Source organism: Streptomyces sp. NPDC006602, assembly GCF_042870385.1.
In the GTDB taxonomy this organism is placed as follows: Bacteria; Actinomycetota; Actinomycetes; order Streptomycetales; family Streptomycetaceae; genus Streptomyces.
Genome location: NZ_JBIAHG010000002.1, coordinates 295,601 through 311,658 on the forward strand (window position 1 = coordinate 295,601; position 16,058 = coordinate 311,658).

The window sequence follows — 16,058 nt, forward strand, 5'->3', positions numbered from 1 at the left end:
GGCCATGTTTCTCCCGCAGGGATGCGGACCTCAGGCAGTCTCGAACAGTCCGGCCGCGCCCATTCCGCCGCCGACACACATCGAGATCACCACATACCGGGCACCGCGGCGCTTGCCCTCGATGAGGGCGTGCCCCACCAGGCGGGCACCGGTCATTCCATAGGGATGGCCGACCGAGATCGCCCCTCCATCGACGTTGAACCGCTCCGGGTTGATGCGCAGTTCGTCACGGCAGTACAGCGCCTGGGAAGCGAACGCTTCGTTGAGTTCCCACAGGCCGATGTCGTCGATGGTGAGGTTGTGCTGCTTCAGCAGCTTCGGAATGGCGAACACCGGGCCGATGCCCATCTCGTCCGGCCCGCAACCGGCGACGGTCATACCCCGGTAGACGCCCAGCGGTTCCAGTCCGCGGCGCTCGGCCTCCTTCGACTCCATCAACACCGATGCCGAAGCCCCGTCCGACAACTGCGAGGAGTTGCCCGCCGTCACGCTGGAATGCGCGCTCACCTGACCGTCGCGCAGCACCGGCGCCAACCCGGTCAGGCCCGCGAGCGTCGTAGACGCGCGGTTGCCCTCGTCCCGGGTCAGGGTGACCTCCTCGTCCCGAACCTCGCCGGACTGCTTGTCGAGGACCTTCTTGACGCTGGTGAGCGGGACGATCTCCTGGTCGAACCGGCCGGCCTCCTGCGCCGCGGCGGTGCGCTGCTGCGACAGCAGGGCGAACTCGTCCTGGCGCTCCCGGCTCACGCCGTAGCGTTCGGCGACGATCTCCGCCGTCTGCAACATCGGCATGTAGATGCTCGGGGTGTGCTCGACCAGCCAGGGATCCGCCATGCGGTGGGTGTTCATGTGGTCGTTCTGCACCAAGGAGATCGACTCGCCCCCACCACCGACAGCGATCTCCATGCCGTCCGTGACGATCTGCTTGGCGGCCGTCGCTATGGCCATCAGGCCCGACGAGCACTGCCGGTCGATCGTCATCCCCGACACGCTGTCCGGAAGTCCGGCACGCAGAGCGGCCTGGCGGGCGAGGTTGAACCCGGAGGACCCCTGCTGCACGGCGCAGCCGAAGATGACGTCCTCGACCTCGCCTCCCTCAAGCCCGGCGCGCCGCACCGCGTGCGCAAGGGCATGGGCGGCGAGTTCCTGTGCCTGGGTGTCGTTGAACGCGCCACGGTATGCCTTGCCGATCGGCGTTCGTGCCGTCGAAACGATGACTGCTTCCCTCATGTGGCCTCACTGCTTCCTGTTGGTCCCGTCGGCCCGGGAGCTTCGGGGCCGGAATTCCGAGCTCCGTGAGCCGGGCTCGATACCGGTGGGCGGTGCCGATCGCCGACTGCGGCGCGGTGTGATCGGTTATATTTGAATTCGACGTCATGTTCAACCAGGGCAGGCTTCCGGCAGGCTAGGGCTGCTGCGACAATGGCAGGCCGCGGCGCCGGCCTACGTGCCGCACCCGTCCGAGTCCGGCGCTCTCACCACGGCGCTCAACTGGTACCGCGCCGGCCGCCCCGCCGGCGCGATCGGCGTCGTCGACGTGCCCACGCTGTACGGCTGGAGCACGGAGGACAGCGCGTTCGGCCCAGCGGCCGCACAGGCACCAGTGCGACCGCTGCTTCGCCCGTGACTTCGGGTTCGGGACCGCCGCCCGTACCGAGCGTGAGCTGTGCCCCTGGGCCGGCCCATCAGAGCGCTGGCATAGGGGCGGCACGCACACTCGCCCCGCGAACTATGTAGTCCCACCATATGGGCGCCTGACATGCGTGTTTCTACCGTGTGCCGACACGTACCCGTCCCCACCGCACACGAGGAAGTGGCGCACATGGCCTCCGCAGCATCAATCGCTCCCCCATCCCCCGCCAACCTCAAGCGCATCGTCGCCGCGAGTCTCATCGGCACCACCATCGAGTGGTATGACTTCTTCCTCTACGGTTCCGCCGCCGCCCTCGTCTTCAACAAGCTGTTCTTTCCGGGCTCCGACCCGCTGGTCGGCACACTTCTGTCCTTCCTGACGTATGCCGTCGGATTCGCGGCACGTCCGCTGGGCGCCCTCGTCTTCGGGCACTATGGCGACCGGCTCGGACGCAAGAAACTGCTGGTCCTGAGCCTGTTGCTGATGGGCGGGGCAACCTTCGCGATCGGCCTGCTGCCCACCCACGCGACGATCGGAACGGCCGCTCCGGTGCTGCTGACCGTGCTGCGCCTGGTGCAGGGCTTCGCGCTGGGCGGCGAGTGGGGCGGGGCGGTGCTGCTGGTCTCCGAGCACGGGGACGCGCGCCGGCGCGGCTTCTGGGCGTCGTGGCCGCAGACCGGGGCGCCGGCTGGCCAGCTCCTCGCGACCGGTGTGCTGTCCCTGCTGACCGCCCTCCTGTCTGACGCCGCGTTCGGCAGCTGGGGGTGGCGGATTCCGTTCCTGCTCTCCGGTGTGCTGGTGATCGTCGGTTTGTGGATTCGTCTGTCTGTCGATGAATCACCGGTCTTCAAAGAGGCGTTGGCGCAGGCCGAGGCCCGCAAGGCGGCACGCCCCGGCGACACCGAGAAGCTCCCGCTCGTCTCCGTGCTGCGCCACCACTGGCGGGACGTCCTGGTGGCCATGGGCGCGCGCATGGCGGAGAACATCAGCTACTACGTGATCACGGCGTTCATCCTGGTTTACGCCACCACCTCGGCCGGCGTCTCCAGGCAGACCGCGCTCAACTCGGTGCTCATCGCCTCGGCCGTGCACTTCGCGGTGATCCCGGGCTGGGGCGCGCTGTCGGACCGGATCGGCCGCCGTCCCGTGTATCTGCTGGGCGCGGTCGGCGTCGGCCTGTGGATGTTCCCGTTCTTCTCACTCATCGACACCGGCGGCTTCGGCAACCTGATCCTCGCGGTGACCGTGGGTCTGGTGCTGCACGGGGCGATGTACGCGCCCCAGGCCGCCTTCTTCTCCGAGATGTTCGCGACGCGGATGCGCTACTCCGGCGCGTCCATCGGCGCCCAGTTCGCCTCGGTCGCGGCAGGCGCGCCCGCGCCGCTCATCGCCACGGCACTGCTGTCCGACTACGGGAGTTCCACGCCGATCGCGCTGTACGTCATCGGCGCGGCCGTCCTGACCGTGGTCGCCGTGGGGGTGGCCAAGGAGACGCGCCACCGGGACCTGGCCGAGGTCGATCCCGCGGCAGCCCCGGAGCCCGTACCGGCGGACGCCCGCACCGCGTGATCCACGACCGGTGAACCAACTGCCCCTGTGCGCCCCGGCGTACGGGGGCGGTGGTGCGTCGTTACCTGGGGGTCAGCGCTGCGTCGGCGTGGACAACCGGTGCAGCCGCAGAGCGAGTTGGATCTCCAGGGCACGCGCGGGACTCTGCCAGTCGTCGCCGAGGAGACGGCCGACGCGTTCCAGGCGCTGGGCGACCGTGTTCACGTGGACGTGCAGGTCGTCCTTCGTACGAGCCGGGCTCATCCCGCAGGCGAAGTACGCGTCGAGCGTGCGCACCAGGTCGGTGCCGCGCCGTTCGTCGTACGCGACGACCTGGCCGATCGTGCGGTCGACGAAGCCGGTGATGTCCCGGTCCCCGGCGAGCAGCAGTCCCAGGAAGCCGAAGTCATCGGCGGCGGCCCCGTCGCCGATGCGGCCGAGCAGCCGTAGCGCGTCGAGGCAGCGCCGGCCTTCCTCGTAGGCGGCCGCCACGGCGTCCGGGTGGGCGACGAGGTTCTCGACCGGGGCGGAGGCGCCGACGGTGACCGCCTCGTGCACGGCGGTGCCCAGGTGACGGGCGGTGCGGCGGGCCAGCTCCGCGGCGGTGTCACCGGGTTCCAGGGGCAGCAGCAGGACGGTACCGCCGTCGCGGGCGGCGGCCAGTCCCTGCCGGGTGGCGGAGAGGTGGGAGGCGGCGGACCACAGACGTCTGCGGTTGTCCGCTTCCTGGTCGGCGTCGGCCGCGGCGCCGTCCAGGCGGGCGGCGAGTACGACGTGGGTGGCGTCGAGGTCGGCGTGCAGCCGGGACGCGCGCTCGCGCAGCAGGCGCGGGTCGCGGTCGCGGGCGTCGAGCAGGTCGTCCAACAGCTCGCCGCGCACGCGTTGTTCCGCCTCCGCGGCGGAGCGCCGGGCGAGCAGCAGCAGCGAGGTGACCATGGCGGCGCGCTCCAGGGTGCGCTGGTCGACGGGGTCGAGCCCCGGATGTCCGCGCAGCACGAGCGCGCCGAGGAGTTCACCCCCGGCGGCGACGGCGGCGATCCAGTCGTCCGCGTGCCGCACCGCGTGTCCCTCGGCACGGGACACTTCAAGGGCTCGCGCGGGTGCGGTGGCGGCCTCGGTGAACTCGACGGTTCCGTCGAGTACTTCGGAGACCGCGGCGGCCACGTCGTGGACACCGCCGCCGCGCAGAACGAGTTCCGCGAGCCGGTCGTGGACGTCGGAGGCACGTTCGATGACCCCACTGCGGTCCCGGATGATCTCGTTGGCGCGCTCCAGGCCGGCGAGGGCCGAGCGGGTCTCGGTGAGGAGGTTCGCGGTGTCGATGGCGGCCGCGGCCAGCGCGGCGAAGGAGCCGAGCAGCGCGATCTGCTCCCGCTCGAAGACCCTGGCACGCCGGTCCGCCGCGAAGAGGACCCCGATGACGTGATGCCCCAGCATCAGCGGCACACCGAGGATGGCGACCAGGCCCTCGTCCCGCACGCCCGCGTCGATGGTCAGGGTGTGCTGGAAGCGGTCGTCCTTGAAGTAGTCGTCGGTGACATACGGACGGGCCGTCTGGGCGACGAGGCCGCCGAGCCCCTCTCCCATGCCGAGCCGCAGTTGCTGGAAGCGGGCCGCGACCGAGCCCTCGGTGACCCGCATGTAGGTGTCTCCTCGCACCGGGTCGTTCAGGCTGAGGTAGGCGACGTCGGTGCCGAGCAGTGACCGGGCGCGCTGCACGATCGCCTGCAGCACCGCGTCCAGGTCGCGCAGCCCGGCCAGGTCGTGGGCGGTCTCGAAGAGCGCGGACAACTCGGCCTCCCGCCGGCGCCGCCCCTCCAGCTCCGAGCGCACGCGCAGCGCGAGCTGCTTGGCCTGCTCCAGTGCGAGGATCCACTCGGCCGGCCGCCCCTCGGCACGGGCGAGCAGCACCGGCTGCTCGTAGGCGTCGGCGGACGCGCCGCGGGCGAGCAGCTCGAGGAACGGCGCCTCGGCGCCTGCTGCCGGCGCTGCGGCGACGGCATCGGATCGCTCGGCGGACTGCACGTGATCGCGGGACATGCTCACAGGATTCACCATCACCCGACCGGCCCGTCAGCCCTGTGGAAAACTCCGCGGGCCACCGGTGCGGCCCCGCTCAGTGCGCCGTCCAGCCGCCGTCGAGGACGAGCGAGGTGCCGGTCACGAAGGACGCGTGCGGGCCGCACAGGTACGCCACCGCCTCCGCGACCTCCTCGGGCTCGATCAGCCGCTTGACGGCACTGTCCTGCAGCAGCACCTCGGCGAGCACGCGCTCCTCGGGGATGCCGTGCGCCCGGGCCTGGCCGGCGATCTGCTTCTCGACCAGTGGGGTGCGCACATAGGCGGGGTTCACACAGTTCGAGGTGACGCCATGGGGTGCGCCTTCGAGTGCGGCCGTCTTGGACAGTCCCTCCAGGCCGTGTTTGGCGGCCACATAGGCCGACTTGTAGGCCGAGGCGCGCAGACCGTGGACGGAGGACACGTTGACGATACGACCCCACCCCTGCCCGTACATGTGGGGCAGCGCGCCTCGGATGAGCCGGAACGGTGCCTCCAGCATCACGGTGAGCACGGTGTGGAAGACGTCGGGCGGGAACTCCTCGATGGGACGCACGAGCTGGATCCCGGCGTTGTTGACGAGAACATCGGTCCCCGCGGCGGCGAGTTCGGCGGCGTCCAGGTCGGTGAGGTCGAGGACGAGCGGTTCGAGGGTGCCCGCAAGGCCCCGGGACTGTTCGGCGAGCGCTTCGAGGCCCGCCGCGTCCCGGTCGACCACTCTCACCTTGGCCCCGGCGCCGGCGAGCCGCAGCGCACAGGCGCGGCCGATGCCGCCGGCGGCGCCGGTGACGAGCGCGGTGCGGCCGCCGAGGTCGAGCGTGGGGGCGGGGGCGCCGTGGGGGCCCGGGAGGGCATTGCGAGCGGTCATGCCTAGACCCTAGGCAGCACCCGCGCCCCGCCCCATGTGGTCACCGCCCACACTTCACTCGGAACTCGTGGGGTCGAACCATGTGGGTGCGTCCGACAGGGCCTGCTTGATCCTCAGGTGGGCGAAGTCGTTCAGCTCGGGCAGCGCGTCCACCGCGAACCACCCCACCTCCAGCGACTCGTCGTCGTTCACCCGTGCCTCGCCGCCGAGGGCCCGGCAGCGGAATGCGATGTCCATGTACTGGCAGGTGTCGCCGTTGTCGTACGCGACGGGCTTCAGCGACTGAACGACGATCACCCGCTCCACCTCGCAGCGCACCCCGGTCTCCTCCTCGACCTCGCGCACCGCGCAGGCCGCGGGCTGCTCCCCCGGCTCCGGGATGCCACCGATCAGTGCCCATTTGCGGGTGTCGGAGCGGCGGTTGAGCAGGACTCTGCCCTCGTCGTCGAAGACGACGACGCTGACGCCGGGCAGCCACAGCAACTCGTGGCCGATGGAAGCCCGGAGTGTACGGATGAAGTCAGGAGTAGCCATGGCCCCGACCCTAACGGGCGGGTTCCGTTACTCCGGCCTTCCTGCCCGGGCGTCCGGCAGGCGTACGGCTACACCTCACCGGCGCGTCGCCCGCGCACTCGGGTGCCGATCGCCGCCCAGCCGAGTCCGCCGGCCGCGACCAGCACGAGGGCGATCTCGGGCAGGATCCCGAGCTGCGTGGCGGGTGTCTGCGAGGACCGCAGCGGCACCTTCTGGACCAGCGAGTCGGCGACGAACATGCCGGTCTTCTGAGTGATCTTCCCGTCCGGCATGATGATCGCGCTGACGCCGCTGGTCACCGGAACGGTGACGGTCCGGCTGTGCTCGACGGCCCGGACCCGGGACATGGCGAGCTGCTGGTAGGTCATCTCGCTGCGGTCGAAGGTCGCGTTGTTGCTGGGCACGGAGATCAGCTGCGCGCCGTCGGTGACCTCTGAGCGCACGGCCCAGTCGAAGGCGGCCTCGTAGCAGGTGACCAGGCCGACCTTGGCGCCGTCCATGTCGAACACGCCCGGCTTGCTGCCCCGGCTGAAGTCCTGGCGGACCATGGAGGTCCAGTTGCTGTTGATCGCCCCGATGAGCGAGCGGAGGGGAAGGTACTCGCCGAACGGCTGGATCTGCCGCTTGTCGTAGGTGTCGGTGGGGCCCTTGACCGGGTCCCACAGGATCTGCTCGTTGTAGAGCTTGCCATCTCGCTCGACGACACCGCCGACGGAGATCGGCACGCCGATCGCCTTGGCCGCCTCGTCGATGACGGTGCGCGCGTCGGCGTTGGCGAACGGGTCGATGTCGGAGGAGTTCTCCGGCCACAGCACGAAGTCCGGCTCGGCCACCTTGCCCGCCTTGACCTCGGCGGCCAGCCGCTCGGTCTCCCGCGCGTGGTAGTCGAGCACGGCCCGCCGCTGGGCGTTGAACTCCAGCCCGGCCCGGGGCACGTTGCCCTGGATGACCGCGACGGTCACCGTGCCGTCCTCGGCCTTGTCGCTCACCAGCGGCCGGGCGGCCACCGCCGCCACCACGGGCACGACCACGCTCAGCAGGGCGACGGCCGCCGCCGACCGCCGTACCGCGCGCGTACGTCGCCCTTCGACGACCAGGCGTACGACCTCGAAGAGACCGAAGCCGCACAGGACGACCGCGAAGCCGAGCACCGGTGTGCCGCCCACCGCGGCGAGCGGCAGGAAGACGCCGTCCGCCTGGCCGAACGCGATCTTGCCCCAGGGGAAGCCGTTGAAGGGCACGCGCGCGCGTGCCGCCTCGCCGGCGACCCAGATCGCGGCCGCCCAGACCGGCGAGCCCGGCAGCTTGGACACCGCGGCGACGCCGGCGCCGACCAGCGCGACGAAGATCGCCTCGATCACGACCAGCGCGATCCAGGGGCCGGGGCCGACCTCCACGCCGGTCCACACCAGCAGCGGCAGCAGGAAACCCAGGCCGAAGAGGTAGCCGAGACCGAGCGCCGCCTTCCAGCCGCGGCCGCGCAGCACCCAGCCGAAGACGGCGAAGGCGGGCATGGCCAGCCACCACAGGGTGCGCGGCGGGAAACTGACATAGAGCAGCACTCCGGAGAGCGCGGCTGCGGCGGCCGGGACGAGACGACGCAGGAGCCGCGCCCCGCGTGCTGCGGGCGCGGTCGGGGTCTGTACCTGGTCCGACTCGTCCACGGAGGTTGCGGTGACGGTCACGTGGGGAGTGTAGGCGGTCGGCCTCGGCGCCGACAGCGCGGTCCGTCCGGTCACAGGGGACGCCGTGCGGCACACCGGACGCATCGTTCCTGCGCAACTCGGTCCGACTCGTCCACAAACCGGCCATCAGCCGTTACGGTGTGCCGGAGTCTTTTGCCGTAGCGGCCGGTGACGCCCGCTGCGGCCGGGACCGTCACAGGTCGGGGGCGACCGGGTTCGGGGGGGCGGGGTGGGTTCCACGGGGATGAGGTCTGCGGCCGGTCCGGATGAGGACGGCGACAGACGAAACGTTTCTGACGCGGTGGGTGTCGTGGTGCTGGGTGCCTGCGCCATCTGGTCCCTGATCACCGCGGCCGCGCACGACGGCCGTCCCGAGGGCGTACTGCTCGCTGTCCTGGCCGTGGGGGCCGGGTACGCCGCGGGGCGGATCTGTGGAGCGCTCCTGCCGGTCGCCGCGCCCTGCGTCGGGGCCCTGGCCGGGCTCGCCCTCACGGTGGGGCTGCCGCACCTCTCTCCCGGGCCCGACATCGTCGCGCCGCTGGGACAGGCGGGCGCCACCGCCGCCCTGCTCACCCTGGCGGCGGGCGCCGCATGCTGCGCCGCCTGGTCCGCTGGGGCGCCGGCCCTGCGACTCACCCTGTGCGCACTGGCCGCCGGGATCACGCTGACCGCAGCCGTTCTCGGTTCGGTCGGCGGGTTCCTCGCCTGCACCGCGGTGCTGCTGTGCTCGTTCGCCGCGGGCCGGATACGCCGCCGCGGCCTCGGCCTGGTGGGACTGGCCCTGTCCGCGGCACTCGTGACGGGGCTGACCTGGGCGGTCGCGGGGAGCGCGGTGCCGGACGGGCTCGAGGTGTCCCTGGAGGGCCGACTGACCCGGCACCGGCTCGGGCTGTGGCGCGACGGGCTGCACATGGCACACCAGGAGGCGGCACTGGGCGTCGGCCCGGGGCGGTTCGGTGAGCTCAGCACGACGGCGACCCAGACGCTGCTGTCCGACGGCAAACCCCACTCGGCGCCGCTTCAGCAGGCCGCCGAGCAGGGCGTCGTCGGCGTTGCCCTGCTGGCGACGGCCTTCTGCTGGATGCTCTACGCGCTGTGGCGCACCAGGCGGCCGACCCCGGTCGCCCTGACCGCGGGCGCCGCCCTGACAGCGCTGGCGGTGATCGCCTGTCTCGGCAACGCGCTGAGCTTCACCACGGTGTCGGCGGGCGCGGGACTACTGGCCGGACTGTCCACGGCACGCCCCTTCACGGAGGAGCCACCGGATCGCGAGAGAGACGTACGCCCGCGTGGAGACCGCCTGACTTCATGAGTCTCGGCGCCTTCCGCGGTCTGCTCGACGGGGTGACCTCAGCGCGCGGCGCCGGTGCCCGACCTCAGCCGGTCACGGATGACTCGCACGGCCGCCTCCGCGTCGTCCACCGTGATGGTGAAGGTGTGGCCGTCCCACAGTTGCAGGACCACGCCCTCGCCACGCCGTACGACGACCGCGGTGCCCTTCTCGGGACGCCAGCGGTAGCCCCAGCCTCCCCAGTGGCGCGGGGTGACGTGCGGATCGAACTCGGCACCCGCGACGTGCGCCAGCGGGATGCGGCGGCGCGGTACGCCCATGTGACCGCAGCGCACCTCGAGGGACTCCTTGTCGACCTTGAGGGCGACATGCACGAACGCGAGGGTGCCGAAGAGGACCAGCAGCCCGGCCGCGATGCAGCCGACGACGGACATGACGAGCGGCGCGATGCCGGACGTCCACGCCGAGTCGACGGCAAGCTCGATGCCGAGCGCCAGGCAGGCGGCGCCGGCGAGCGCCAGCAACCACTGGATCCGGTTGGAGGCCCGTCCGGTCCAGACGTCGGGGTGCGGGGCGTTCTCGCCGCGGGGGTGGTCCCTCATGTTTACGAGATTACTCAGGATTCGCTGCGCGGGTAGGACGTCGCGCAGGGTGACTGCTCCGGGTGGGGGCAGCGGAGGTCGAACGTCCGCTTTGTCCGCCCCTGCCTACGCATACGGAGGACGTCCACGCGGTTACCGTGCGGGGCTGACCGTCGCGAGGAGCCGGCCCTCCTCGTAGGCCAACGCGGGCTCGGGCAGGCTCCCCTCGCGTCCGCTCAGCAGCACCGTCAGGGTTCCGTCGGCCGCTGCCCGGGGGGCGGGCTGCTCGCCGAGCCGGCGCAGCGCTTGGGCGGCGACCGCTCCCGCGGAGCCGTGCAGGACGAGCGGGGGGAAACCGGGGCGCTGCACCGCGGCGCGGATGCGCTCGGAGACCAGCTCGTAATGGGTGCAGCCCAGGACGACGGTCGTCACATCGTCCGGGGTCAGGGCCGCGGCCGCGGCGACGGCGGCCTCGATGGCCGCCTCGTCGGCGTGTTCCACGGCCTCGGCGAGACCGTGGCAGGGCACCTCGGTGACCGCCACGCCGTCGGCGAAGTCCTCGATGAGGCCCCGTTGGTAGGGGCTGCCCGTCGTGGCGGGCGTGGCCCAGATCGCGAAGGGGCCGCCGCCGGCCGCGGCCGGCTTGATCGCGGGAACCGTGCCGATGACCGGGATGCCAGGTTCCAGGCGGGCGCGCAAGGTGGGCAGCGCATGCACGGTGGCCGTGTTGCAGCCGATGATCAGGGCGTCGGGCCGGTGCGCGGCGGCGGCCTCGGCCACGGCCACGGCCCGCCGGGTGAGGTCCTCAGAGGTCCTGGGGCCCCAGGGCATGCCGTCGGGGTCCAGGGAGAGGACGAGATCCGCGTCGGGGCGAAGACGCCGTACCGCGGCGGTGGCCGCCAGCAGCCCGATCCCGGAGTCCATGAGCGCGATCTTCACCCCGCCACGATAGACGATGCACCCTTGTGGGCAGGGTTGGTGGGGCAGACTGCGCGCGTGAGCGCCATCGTGTGGACTGCCGCCGGATCCCTCGCCGCCTGGCTGTGGCTGCTGCTCTGCCAGGGCTTCTTCTGGCGCACGGACGTCAGACTGCCGCCCAGGACCGAGCCCGAGGACTGGCCGTCCGTCTGTGTCGTCGTACCGGCGCGCGACGAGGCCGAGGTGTTGCCGGCGAGTCTGCCGTCGCTGCTCCTCCAGGACTATCCGGGGCAGGCGGAGGTGTTCCTCGTCGACGACGGCAGTTCGGACGGTACCGGGGAGCTGGCGCACGAACTGGCACGGCGCCACGCAGGTCTGCCGCTGACCGTGATCTCGCCCGGCGAGCCGCCCGCCGGCTGGACCGGCAAGCTCTGGGCGGTGCGCCACGGCATCGGCCTGGCACGCGCGCGTGCCCCCGAGTACCTGCTGCTGACGGACGCCGACATCGCCCACGCCCCGGACAGCCTTCGGCAGCTGGTCGCGGCGGCGCGTACCGGGGGCTTCGACGTCGTCTCCCAGATGGCCAGGCTGCGGGTGGCGAGCCTGTGGGAACGGCTCGTCGTACCGGCCTTCGTCTACTTCTTCGCCCAGCTGTACCCGTTCCGCCGGATCGGAATCCGGGGAACGCGGACGGCTGCCGCGGCCGGCGGCTGTGTGCTGCTGCGCACCGAGGCGGCCGAGCGGGCGCGGATCCCGGACGCCATCCGGCATGCCGTGATCGACGACGTGGCGCTCGCGCGGGCCGTCAAGGGCGGCGGAGGCCACATCTGGCTGGGGCTGGCGGAGCGGGTGGACAGTGTGCGCCCGTATCCCCGGCTGCACGACCTGTGGCGGATGGTGTCGCGCAGCGCGTACGCGCAGCTGCGGCACAACCCCCTGCTGCTGACCGGAACGGTGGCCGGCCTCGCGCTGGTGTATCTGGTGCCGCCCGTGGCCGTGGTCACGGGTCTGGCGACGGGACATACGGCGGCCGTGGCTCTCGGTGCTCTCGCGTGGCTGGTGATGACGGGGACGTACGCGCCGATGCTCCGCTACTACCGTCAGCCGCTGTGGCTCGCTCCCCTGTTGCCGTTCACCGCGTTCCTCTATCTCCTCATGACGGTCGATTCGGCGGTGCAGCACTACAGGGGGCGTGGTGCGGCGTGGAAGGGCCGCACCTACGCGCGGCCGGACGCCGTCGTGGGTGACGAGAGCTGAGCGGTCACTTCCTGCCCGGCATCCAGTTCATGCCCCACCCATAGGCTTGGTCGACGGTCCGCTGCGGGCTCACACCGCGCTCGGGCACCAGGTAGCGGGCCTCGCGCTGGACGACCAGGTCGCTGCCGGTGTTGGTGATCAGGGCGAGCGCGCACACCGTGGAGGGGACCGTGCACTCGTCGAGGGAGAAGTCGACCGCGGCGCCGTGCTGCGGCTGGAGGGTGACGGTGGCGTTCAGGTCGGCGAAGGAGCGCGCTCCTTCGTAGATGGTGACGAAGACCAGGATGCGGCGGAAGGCCTGCTGATGGTCGAGGTTGACGGTGAGGTTCTCGCCGCTCGCGACCGCGCCGGTGCGGTCGTCCCCGTCGAGATGGATGTACGGCGGCCGGTGCAGGGCGCCGAAAGCGTTGCCGAGCGCCTGTACGACTCCCTTGCTGCCGTCGGTGAGTTCGTACAGGGCGCACAGGTCGAGGTCGAGGTCGGCGTGCATGGGGACCGCGCGGCCCGGTTTGCGGCCCCATCCCGAGAACTGCTTGTGCACCTGCCAGTTGAGGTTCACGCGCAGGGTTCCCGAGGTGCCGCCCTGTTTGGTGAGTGACACGGAGGGTGCGGCCTTGGTGAGTGTCACCTTGGTGAGACGAACCGGGGACGCCGAGGAAGGGGGCGGCGGCGCAGGGGCGGGGGCCGTGACGGGCGCGGTCTGCTGCGGTTCGTCGACGGTGATCCCGAAGTCCGTGGCGAGGCCTTCCAGGCCACTGCCGTAGCCCTGTCCGACGGCACGGAATTTCCAGGCGCCCTTACGCCGATAGAACTCGCCGAGCACGAAAGCGGTTTCTACCGTGGCGCCCGTGCTGTCGAAACGCGCGACGACAGTGGATTGGGCCCCGTCGCGGACCTCGATATACAGATCCGGCACCCCTGCGAAGGTGCCCCCGTCCGCGGAGGCGGCGAGGACGACGGTCTCGACGGCGGGCTCCACGCGCGCGAGGTCGACGAGGAGAGTGTCGGTCACTCGGCCGCCCCCGTCCCGTTTGCCCTCGTGGCGGACCGCGCCGGAGGCGTGCACCGGTTGGTTGTAGAAGACGAAGTCGGCGTCGGAGCGGACCTTCCCGCCGACCAGCAGCAGGGCCGAGGCGTCCACGTCGGGGACGCCGGGACCGGAACGCCACCCCAATTCGACGCGCAGTGCCGTCGACGGCACCGGAACATTCGATCCTTTCGGCATTGGCATGTCCGCCCCCATCACGTGTCACCACGCCGGGTACGTCCCGGCAGCCGCCTCGTGCTCTCCATGCGGCCAACCTATTCCCCGGGCCGGCGAACTCCCATGAGCGGCGCAGGAAGACCGGTGATCAACCGCCGGTAACCCCCCGGGAACTCGGCCTTTACATGAGAATGGCCCTGTGCGCTGCCCCTTTTTGCCGAGTTCGCTCGCATTGGGGATCCCGCGTCACTGCCGACACGGAAAACAACCCTCTTATCGGTCTCCCCAACCAGCACATCGTGGGCTTAACTTATGTGCCATGACCTCCCCCCGCTCCACTTATGGCGGCGGCTACTACTCCGCCTCCTTCCCGGACACTCCGATCTACGACTCGCTCGTGGCTGAGCGGGGCAGCCCGCAGATCGCCCCGATCCGGGTCCCCGCCGCGTACGACATGCCGGGCAGTCATCTGCCCGCGCTGCCGTCGGCCTTCCCCGCCCTTCCGGCGGGCCCGTCCCAGCCCTCCTACGGTTACCCGCAGACGCAGCAGCCCGCTCCGCTGCAGCAGGCGCCCGCGGCCTACATCCCGCAGCAGGCCGCAGCGCCACGCGGCTATCCCGGTCCGCAGGCGCAGCAGCCGCGCCAGCCGGGCCCCGGGATGGGCACGGGCTACGAGGCGATGCGCCCCGCGGCTCCCCGGCCCGCACCGGCCAACTACCAGGATCCGTACAACAACCAGCAGTACCGCGGCTACTAAATCCTTTCCGGGCTGTCGGTGGCGGCTGTCACGATGGCCTCATGGGGAACGCGCAGCTGCAGTCGATTCATGTTCATCCGGTCAAGGCGTTCCGGGGCCAGGCGCCCCGGGAGGCCGTCGTGGAGCCCTGGGGGCTGGCCGGTGACCGACGCTGGGTCCTGATCGACGACGGGGGAAAGGTCGTCACGCAACGCGAGCAACCTCGCCTCGCGTTGGCCGCCGCCGAGCTGGTGCCCGGCGGCGGTGTTCGTCTGTCCGCGCCCGGTATGGACACCTTGACCGTGCCGGTGCCGCGGCCCGACGGCACCGTGTCGGTGAACGTCTTCCGCGACAAGGTCGAAGGGGTTCCGGCCGAGGACGATGCCGCGCATGCCTGGTGCAGCGAGTATCTCGGCGCCGGGGTGCGCCTGATCCACATGCCCGACCCCGCCACGTGCCGGCCGGTGGACCCGGAGTTCGCGCTGCCGGGCGAGACCGTGTCGTTCGCCGACGGCTATCCGCTGCTGCTCACCTCGGCGGCCTCCCTCGACGCCCTCAACTCCTTGATCGCCCAGGGCGACCACGCGGCCGAGGGGCCGCTGCCCATGAACCGCTTCCGGCCCAACGTGGTCGTGTCGGGCACCGCCGCCTGGGCCGAGGACGACTGGTCGCGCGTCTCCATCGGCGACGTCGTCTTCAGGGTCGCCAAGATGTGCGGGCGGTGCGTCGTGACCACGACCGACCAGAACACCGCCGACCGCGGCAGGGAACCCCTGCGCACCCTCGGCCGGCACCGGCGCATCGGCGGCAAGCTCGTCTTCGGGCAGAACCTGGTGCCTGTCTCCACCGGCACGATCCAGGTCGGCGATCCGGTGACCGTTCTCGAGTAGCGCGGGGCGGGCCGAGCGGATCGGGCGGGAAGCCGGATCACGGGAACCCGGCCCGGGGCCCCGGGCGTTGGGTTCCGTGAGAAGTTCATGAAAGGCCCGGCCGCAGGTGATTTCGCTCTCTCTTTGACCGGGCCCGCACGTGAACGGCTCTGCCGGGCGTTATCACGGAGCGGGAAGGGGGTGCGGACGGTGCGAGCGATCAGTGGAATCTGGCGCTGGCGGCGCAACCCGTTGCGCCGCGCGACCGATCTGGCCGAGGCCTGGGTGGCCCTGGTGGCCCTGCTGCTGATCCTGGTCGTCGGACCCGTGATCGGCTCGCTGGTCGGCGGCGTCGCCCAGGAGGCGCTGCAGCGGTCCGTGCGGGAGCAGCACGAGTCGCGTCACCTGGTGACGGCCACCGTGGTCCGCAAACTGGACCGCTCTCCTCTGGACGCCGATCCCGAGACCTCCTCCGGTCGGAATCTGCGCAGCCGGGTGGCGGCCGACTGGACCGCGCCTGACGGCACCGTGCACCACGGCACGGTCATCGCCGCCCTTGAGGAACCGCACCGCGGTGACCACTTCACGTTGTGGACGGACGAGCACGGCCGCACAGTCGCCCGACCGCTCGACTCCGCCACCGCGACCACACATGCCGTCCTCGCCGGGTTCGGTGCGGCCCTGCTCACCGCGGGCCTCGTCGAGGCCGGCAGACGGTTCGCGGTCTGGCGCATGGTCCGTCGCCGGTACGCCCGTTGGGACCGGGCCTGGGAGCGGGCGGGCCCGGACTGGGGCAGGACCGGTACCGGCAGCTGACAGCCTTCCGGCTCTGGTCAACCCACCGCCTGCGCGCACGCTACGGTGGACCGGCCGAAC

At 71.4% G+C, this 16,058-nt stretch carries 15 protein-coding genes; 7 read left to right on the plus strand and 8 right to left on the minus strand.

The window, feature by feature from the left end:
• Positions 1-30 precede the first annotated feature (30 nt).
• Positions 31-1,230 carry an acetyl-CoA C-acyltransferase gene (locus ACFYO2_RS06095; protein ID WP_388344709.1) on the minus strand — a complete coding sequence of 400 codons (1,200 nt, stop codon included), beginning with the start codon at positions 1,228-1,230 and terminating at the stop codon, positions 31-33.
• Positions 1,231-1,447: 217 nt separating this feature from the next.
• Here ACFYO2_RS06095 and ACFYO2_RS06100 point away from each other — a divergent pair, with 217 nt between their 5' ends.
• The gene (locus tag ACFYO2_RS06100) at positions 1,448-1,627 is read left to right on the plus strand and encodes a hypothetical protein (protein WP_388344711.1); all 180 of its coding nucleotides are present in this window, start codon (positions 1,448-1,450) and stop codon (positions 1,625-1,627) included.
• Positions 1,628-1,822: 195 nt separating this feature from the next.
• Complete coding sequence (locus ACFYO2_RS06105; RefSeq protein WP_388344714.1) at positions 1,823-3,202, plus strand: MFS transporter; 1,380 nt, start codon at positions 1,823-1,825, stop codon at positions 3,200-3,202.
• Positions 3,203-3,274: 72 nt separating this feature from the next.
• Here the strand turns inward: ACFYO2_RS06105 and ACFYO2_RS06110 are convergent, their stop codons facing one another.
• The 4 genes from ACFYO2_RS06110 to lnt all read right to left on the minus strand — a co-directional run bounded on the left by ACFYO2_RS06110 (position 3,275) and on the right by lnt (position 8,326).
• The gene (locus ACFYO2_RS06110; RefSeq protein WP_388344717.1) at positions 3,275-5,221 is read right to left on the minus strand and encodes a helix-turn-helix domain-containing protein; all 1,947 of its coding nucleotides are present in this window, start codon (positions 5,219-5,221) and stop codon (positions 3,275-3,277) included.
• 76 nt (positions 5,222-5,297) lie between these two features.
• A complete protein-coding gene (locus ACFYO2_RS06115; protein WP_388344720.1) occupies positions 5,298-6,107 on the minus strand; it encodes a 3-hydroxybutyrate dehydrogenase in 810 nt (269 codons plus the stop codon).
• A gap of 54 nt (positions 6,108-6,161) precedes the next feature.
• Positions 6,162-6,641, minus strand: a complete 480-nt coding sequence (locus tag ACFYO2_RS06120) for an NUDIX domain-containing protein (RefSeq protein WP_388344722.1) — start codon at positions 6,639-6,641, stop codon at positions 6,162-6,164.
• A 68-nt stretch (positions 6,642-6,709) separates the two neighbouring features.
• Entirely contained in the window at positions 6,710-8,326 is a 1,617-nt protein-coding gene (lnt, locus tag ACFYO2_RS06125; RefSeq protein WP_388344725.1) for an apolipoprotein N-acyltransferase, read from the minus strand.
• Positions 8,327-8,570: 244 nt separating this feature from the next.
• Here lnt and ACFYO2_RS06130 point away from each other — a divergent pair, with 244 nt between their 5' ends.
• Complete coding sequence (locus ACFYO2_RS06130; protein WP_388344727.1) at positions 8,571-9,638, plus strand: O-antigen ligase family protein; 1,068 nt, start codon at positions 8,571-8,573, stop codon at positions 9,636-9,638.
• A gap of 38 nt (positions 9,639-9,676) precedes the next feature.
• On the opposite strand, the gene ACFYO2_RS06135 is transcribed toward ACFYO2_RS06130, so the two are convergent.
• Both ACFYO2_RS06135 and ACFYO2_RS06140 read right to left on the minus strand, forming a co-directional pair.
• Positions 9,677-10,219, minus strand: coding sequence for a hypothetical protein (locus tag ACFYO2_RS06135; RefSeq protein WP_388344729.1), 543 nt, complete (start codon positions 10,217-10,219; stop codon positions 9,677-9,679).
• 132 nt (positions 10,220-10,351) lie between these two features.
• Positions 10,352-11,137, minus strand: a complete 786-nt coding sequence (locus tag ACFYO2_RS06140) for a glutamate racemase (RefSeq protein WP_388344732.1) — start codon at positions 11,135-11,137, stop codon at positions 10,352-10,354.
• A gap of 39 nt (positions 11,138-11,176) precedes the next feature.
• Between ACFYO2_RS06140 and ACFYO2_RS06145 the strand changes: the two genes are divergently transcribed.
• Positions 11,177-12,373, plus strand: a complete 1,197-nt coding sequence (locus ACFYO2_RS06145; RefSeq protein ID WP_388344734.1) for a glycosyltransferase — start codon at positions 11,177-11,179, stop codon at positions 12,371-12,373.
• A 4-nt stretch (positions 12,374-12,377) separates the two neighbouring features.
• Here the strand turns inward: ACFYO2_RS06145 and ACFYO2_RS06150 are convergent, their stop codons facing one another.
• The gene (locus ACFYO2_RS06150) at positions 12,378-13,598 is read right to left on the minus strand and encodes a TerD family protein (RefSeq protein WP_388344737.1); all 1,221 of its coding nucleotides are present in this window, start codon (positions 13,596-13,598) and stop codon (positions 12,378-12,380) included.
• Positions 13,599-13,896: 298 nt separating this feature from the next.
• Between ACFYO2_RS06150 and ACFYO2_RS06155 the strand changes: the two genes are divergently transcribed.
• The 3 genes from ACFYO2_RS06155 (at position 13,897) to ACFYO2_RS06165 (ending at position 15,998) form a co-directional block, all read left to right on the plus strand.
• A complete protein-coding gene (locus tag ACFYO2_RS06155) occupies positions 13,897-14,334 on the plus strand; it encodes a DUF6643 family protein (RefSeq protein WP_388344739.1) in 438 nt (145 codons plus the stop codon).
• Between the two features lie 41 nt (positions 14,335-14,375).
• Positions 14,376-15,203, plus strand: a complete 828-nt coding sequence (locus ACFYO2_RS06160; RefSeq protein WP_388344741.1) for an MOSC domain-containing protein — start codon at positions 14,376-14,378, stop codon at positions 15,201-15,203.
• A gap of 189 nt (positions 15,204-15,392) precedes the next feature.
• The gene (locus ACFYO2_RS06165; protein WP_388344744.1) at positions 15,393-15,998 is read left to right on the plus strand and encodes a hypothetical protein; all 606 of its coding nucleotides are present in this window, start codon (positions 15,393-15,395) and stop codon (positions 15,996-15,998) included.
• Positions 15,999-16,058: the final 60 nt, after the last annotated feature.